Here is a 5,041-nt window from a genome sequence, read left to right as displayed (position 1 = left end):
AGCGCAGCCGCCGGTACAGCCTCATGTCGGGACCCTCGGGCAGCTGGGGGCGGCGCAGGGGCACCGCACCGGCCTTCTTTTCGCACCCCCGTGCCGGCAGGTGCGCGGCCCCGTTCCGCAGCCCCGTGCCGGCGGTACCGGAGCCGCGCCCCTTCCGTGGACTCCACTCTCTCCTCCGGACGCCCCCGGCCCCATCCGCGCATCTACTCATCTCGACCCCTAGGTACGGGTACTCAGTCCTGGTTACGATCGCGGGCGTGTCCGTACTCCCCCTGGTGTTCACCAGCGGCTGGGCGAGCGGGATCAACGCGTACGCGGTGGTCCTGCTGTTCGGCGTCTTCGGCGCGACCGGGCTGACCGACGAGGTGCCCGCGTCCTTGCAGCGCACCGACGTCCTCGTCGCGGCGGGCGTGCTGTTCCTGTGCGAGGCGGTGGCGGACAAGATTCCGTACGTCGACTCGGTATGGGACTCCGTCCACACGGTGATCCGGCCGATCGCGGGTGCCGTGGTCGGCGCCCTGCTCGCCGGGCAGAACGGTTCGCTGCCCGAGCTGGCGGCCGGCGCGGTCGGCGGTTCGACCGCCTTGCTCAGTCACTTCGTCAAGGCCGGGACGAGGATGGCGGTCAACTCCTCGCCGGAGCCGTTCTCGAACATCGCGCTGAGCCTGGCGGAGGACCTCGGAGTGGCCGCGATCATCACCTTCGCGGTCTTCCATCCGGTGGCGGCGTCGGTCATCGCGGCCGCCCTGCTCCTGTCGGGCCTGGCGATACTGGTCTTCCTCGCCCGGCGGATCCGCCGCTTCTGGCGCCGCCGGTCCCAGCGGCGGGAGGAGAGACGGCTCGCGGCCCCGGCGGCGCGGCCACGGGCCCAGGGCCCGCCGGACGACGGGTCCGACCACTTCTGACCGTGCCCGACCGGGCTTCCGCCGCCGTCCCGGGCGCCTCATAGACTCGTCCGCATGGCACGGATTGTGGTGATCGGCGCGGGACTCGGCGCCATGGCGGCGGCGGCCCGGCTGGCGGTCGCCGGACACACGGTGACGGTGTACGAGAAGACGTCGACGTACGGCGGCGCGGTCGGCCGCTTCGAGCGCGACGGCTTCGCGTTCGACACCGGCCCCGGGCTGCTGCACCTGCCGGCCGTCTACCGGGACCTGTTCGTGAAGACCGGCAAGGAGCCGCTTGAGGAGTGCGTCTCGCTGACGCAGGTCGATCCGGCGGCCCGCCACCTCTTCGCCGACGGCACCCGCGTCGACCTGCCGAACGCCTCCCGGGCCGGCACGGTCGCCGCCCTGGACGCGGCCCTCGGCGCGGGCGCGGGCGAGCGCTGGGGCGACTTCCTGACGCGGGCCCGCGAGGCCTGGGACCGGACCCGGCGCCCGCTCCTGGAGGAGCCGCAGCCGGCCGACCCGGCACCGCTGTCCCGTGAGCCGTACCCGGCCCTGAAGGCGGGTCTGCTGCGGCGCCCGACGACGACGCTCGCCCAGGTCGGGGCGCGGGAGCTGCGCGATCCCCGGCTCGCGGCCCTCCTCGACGCGTACGCGTGGTCGTACGGTTTCGACCCGGCGACCGCCCCGGCCTCGGCCGCCGTCCTGCCGTACATGGAGCAGACCTTCGGCAGCTGGTACGTGGGCGGGGGCCTGCGGGCGCTCGCCGACGCGGTGTACGAGCGGTGCCGGAAGCGGCGGGTGGAGTTCGTGTTCGACACGCCCGTCGAGGACGTCCTGGAGAAGGACGGCCGGGCGGCCGGTGTCCGGCCGGCCGGTGGCGAGACCGTCGAGGCCGACCACGTGGTCTCCGGGGCCCCGGTGCCGGCGCTCTACCACGGCCCGGACGTGCCGCGCCACCAGGTGAACGGCACGAGCCGGGTGACGGTCTGTCTGGCCCTGCGCGGCCCCCGGGAGGCGGACGCGGTCCACCGGACCGTCGTGCACGCGGAGGGCGGGCGGCCGACCGTGACCGTGCTGCGGCCGGACGACCCGGCGCTGCGCCCGGACGGCGCGTACGAGTCGGTGACGGTCACGGCGACCGTGCGGACCTCCCCCGGGCAGGCCTGGGAGCCCTTCGCCGACCGGATGGTCGAGGCGGCCGGGCGGGCGGTGCCGGGGCTCGCGGAGCGACTGCTGTGGCGGCACGTCCGCACCCCGGAGGACGTCCGGCGGGACACGGGCGCCGCCGAGGTGCCGGGGCCCGCGCTCGCCGGGGCGGGCGGTCGGCTCCTGCCGGCCGCCAACCGCTCCCCGCTGCCGGGCCTGTACCTCGCGGGCGGCTGGTCGCACCCGGGCGGCGGGCTCGCCCACGCGGGCATGTCGGGCGCGCTGGTGGCCGGACTCATCGTGGAGGGCGCGGACTTCCGCGGCTCCCGGTAGGGGCCGCGGAGGCCCGGGTCCTCAGTAGCGGTACTGCTGCTGGTCGTCCGGGTGCGGCTGCTCGTAGCCGTACGGGGACTGCTCCGGGGCGTGGTCGGTGTCGCGCTGCTGCGGGACCCAGACGCCGCCGGGCGGGGTGTCGTAGGTGTACGAGGGGGCGTAGGGGTCGGTGTAGTACGGGGTGTACTGCTGGCTGTCCGTCCCCGGGCCGATGTACGGGTCGGAGTACGCGGCGTACTGCTGCTGCCCCGCGTCGGCGCCGTAGTCGTAGGCCGGCTGCTGCTCGAAGCCGGGCTGCTGGTAGGCGGACGGGTCGTACGCGGGCGCGTAGGGGTCGTACCCCGTCTCGTAGCCGGTGCCCTGCTGATGGGCGGTGGTGTCGTAGACGCCGTACTGGCCGGTGTCCTCGGGCATCGGCTGCGGCTCGTAGACCGCCGTGGTCTCGGCGGCGGTCTCGGGCCGCGGGTCGTGACCGTCCTCCGTTTCGTACGCGGTGTCCACCGTGTCGTACGAGAGCTCGGTGACCTCCAGGGTGGGTCCGGCCTCGGCCGGCGCGGCGGCCTTGCGGCGACGGCTCGCGCCCGGGTTGCCGCCGATGGCCCAGCCGGTGGAGAAGCCGCGGCGGAAGGAGAGCGTCACATAGGTCTGGCCGACGGCGAAGGCCACGGCTCCGGCGATGATGACGAGGACCGAGGGCAGCAGGACGCCCAGGACCACGCAGAGGAAGCCGCCGAAGGCGAGCAGGCGCCAGCGCAGCCGCGCCTTGTACTGGAGGAGCACCTCCCCCAGCAGCCACAGCGCGACCACGCCGAACGCGATGTAGAGGACCGTCCACCCCATGCCCCGCCGCCCCTCTCCACGGTCACCGCCGCGGGTCGGGGCGGGTACGACCGGTCACGACTGCTGGTGCAGTCCGAGATTCTCGTAGATCTCGAGTGTCGCGGTGGAGCTGTTGAGCGTGATGAAGTGCAGTCCGGGGACACCCTCGGAGAGCAGACGCGCGCAGAACTCCGTCGCGAACTCGATACCGATGGAGCGTACAGCGGCGGGATCGTCCTTGACGGCGAGGATGCGCTCTTTCACGTCCGCGGGGAAGACGGCGTTGCTCAGCTGGGGCAGCCGGTCGAGCGTCTTCACGTTCACGACGGGCATGACCTCGGGGATGATCGGGGTCTCGCAGCCCGCCTTCGTCACGCTGTCGCGCAGCCGCAGGTAGTTCTCCGGGTCGAAGAACATCTGGGTGATCGCGTAGTCGGCGCCCGCGCGGCACTTGTCCACGAAGTGCCGGATGTCCGTGTCCCAGTCCGTGGACCGGGGGTGCATCTCCGGGAAGGCGGCGACGCCGACGCAGAAGTCTCCCGACTCCTTGATCAGCCGGACGAGGTCGGCGGCGTACTTCACGCCCTCCGGGTGCTCGATCCACTCCCCCAGCGGGTCGCCCGCCGGGTCGCCGCGCAGGGCGAGCATGTTGCGGATGCCCGCGTCGGCGTACTGGCCGAGGACGTTCCGCAGTTCGGCGACCGAGTGGTCGACGGCCGTGAGGTGGGCGACGGGGGTGAGCGTGGTGTCGGAGGCGATCTTCTGGGTGGCCTTGACGGTGCCGCCGCGGGTGGAGCCGCCGGCGCCGTAGGTCACGGAGACGAAGCTGGGGCCGACCGCCTCGACCCGGCGCATGGCGTTCCAGAGGACCTGCTCGCCCTTCTCGGTGCGGGGCGCGTAGAACTCGAAGGAGTACGACGTGTCACCGGCAGCGAGGATGTCGCGGACCGTGCGTGCACGGTCCGATCGGACGGAAGCGGTACCAAGGGCCATACCGGCAGGTTAGACGCGGTCCAGGGAACCGCGTAAACCCCGTCCGAGTGTTGGACAGCGTTTCGGACGACTCGCCGGACGGCCTCCGACGGCTTCGGAGGGTCCTACACGTCGGCGCGCTCGCGGACGCGCTTGGCGAGGGCGGCCGTCGCGGCGGCCGGGTCGGCGGCCTCGGTGATGGCGCGGACGACGACGATCCGGCGGGCGCCCGCGTCCAGGACCTCGTCGAGGTTGGTCTCGTCGATGCCGCCGATGGCGAACCAGGGCCGGTCCTGGGCCAGCTCCGCCGCGTACCGCACGAGGCCGAGCCCCGGCGCGTACCGTCCGGGCTTGGTGGGGGTGGGCCAGCAGGGGCCGGTGCAGAAGTAGTCCACGCCCGGCTCGGCGGCGGCCGCGGCCACCTCGCTCTCGGCGTGGCAGGAGCGGCCGATCAGCACCTCGTCGCCGAGGATCGCGCGGGCCGCGGGCACGGGCAGGTCGCCCTGGCCGAGGTGGAGGACGTCGGAGCCGATGGCGTGGGCGACGTCGGCCCGGTCGTTCACCGCGAGGAGCCTGCCGTGCCGGCGGGCGGCGTCGGCGAAGACGGCGAGGTGCTCCAGCTCCTCACCTGCCTCCATGCCCTTGTCGCGGAGCTGCACGATGTCCACGCCGGAGGAGAGCACGGCGTCGAGGAAGTCCGGCAGGTCGCCCTGGCGCTTCCGCGCGTCGGTGCACAGGTAGAGCCGGGCGTCGGCGAGTCGCTCGCGAGGCGTGGACATGGGTGGGCCCAGGAGACGGTGGGGGGCTTGAGGCCGACGCCGAGGAAGGAGAGCGTCGCCTCCAGGGCGATGTAGGTGCCCAGCGCGATGGTGGCGACGACG

General features: G+C 73.6%; 5 protein-coding genes and 1 pseudogene. 2 read left to right on the top strand and 4 right to left on the bottom strand.

Translation table 11 applies throughout. The features are described 5' to 3' along the window. Positions 1-257 precede the first annotated feature (257 nt). On the top strand, positions 258-905 hold the full coding sequence (locus tag ABZ318_RS39025) for a DUF4126 domain-containing protein (RefSeq protein ID WP_356907160.1): 648 nt from the start codon (positions 258-260) through the stop codon (positions 903-905). A 54-nt stretch (positions 906-959) separates the two neighbouring features. Beyond that, positions 960-2,369 carry an NAD(P)/FAD-dependent oxidoreductase gene (locus tag ABZ318_RS39020; RefSeq protein ID WP_356907159.1) on the top strand — a complete coding sequence of 470 codons (1,410 nt, stop codon included), beginning with the start codon at positions 960-962 and terminating at the stop codon, positions 2,367-2,369. A gap of 21 nt (positions 2,370-2,390) precedes the next feature. On the opposite strand, the gene ABZ318_RS39015 is transcribed toward ABZ318_RS39020, so the two are convergent. The 4 genes and pseudogenes from ABZ318_RS39015 to ABZ318_RS39000 form a co-directional block, all read right to left on the bottom strand. Then, positions 2,391-3,209, bottom strand: coding sequence for a hypothetical protein (locus tag ABZ318_RS39015; RefSeq protein ID WP_356907158.1), 819 nt, complete (start codon positions 3,207-3,209; stop codon positions 2,391-2,393). 54 nt (positions 3,210-3,263) lie between these two features. Then, entirely contained in the window at positions 3,264-4,181 is a 918-nt protein-coding gene (gene metF, locus ABZ318_RS39010) for a methylenetetrahydrofolate reductase [NAD(P)H] (protein WP_356907157.1), read from the bottom strand. Positions 4,182-4,285: 104 nt separating this feature from the next. Beyond that, positions 4,286-4,939 (bottom strand): thiamine phosphate synthase, encoded by a 654-nt coding sequence (gene thiE, locus ABZ318_RS39005; protein ID WP_356907156.1) that lies wholly within the window; start codon positions 4,937-4,939, stop codon positions 4,286-4,288. A gap of 8 nt (positions 4,940-4,947) precedes the next feature. After that, a pseudogene (locus ABZ318_RS39000) lies at positions 4,948-5,041 on the bottom strand (peptide ABC transporter permease); the annotation flags it as partial.

This window comes from Streptomyces sp. NPDC006197, assembly GCF_040613865.1.
Taxonomy (GTDB): domain Bacteria; phylum Actinomycetota; class Actinomycetes; order Streptomycetales; family Streptomycetaceae; genus Streptomyces.
The sequence above is the reverse complement of the archived record's forward strand: the minus strand, read 5'-3'. Positions and strand labels throughout refer to the sequence as shown.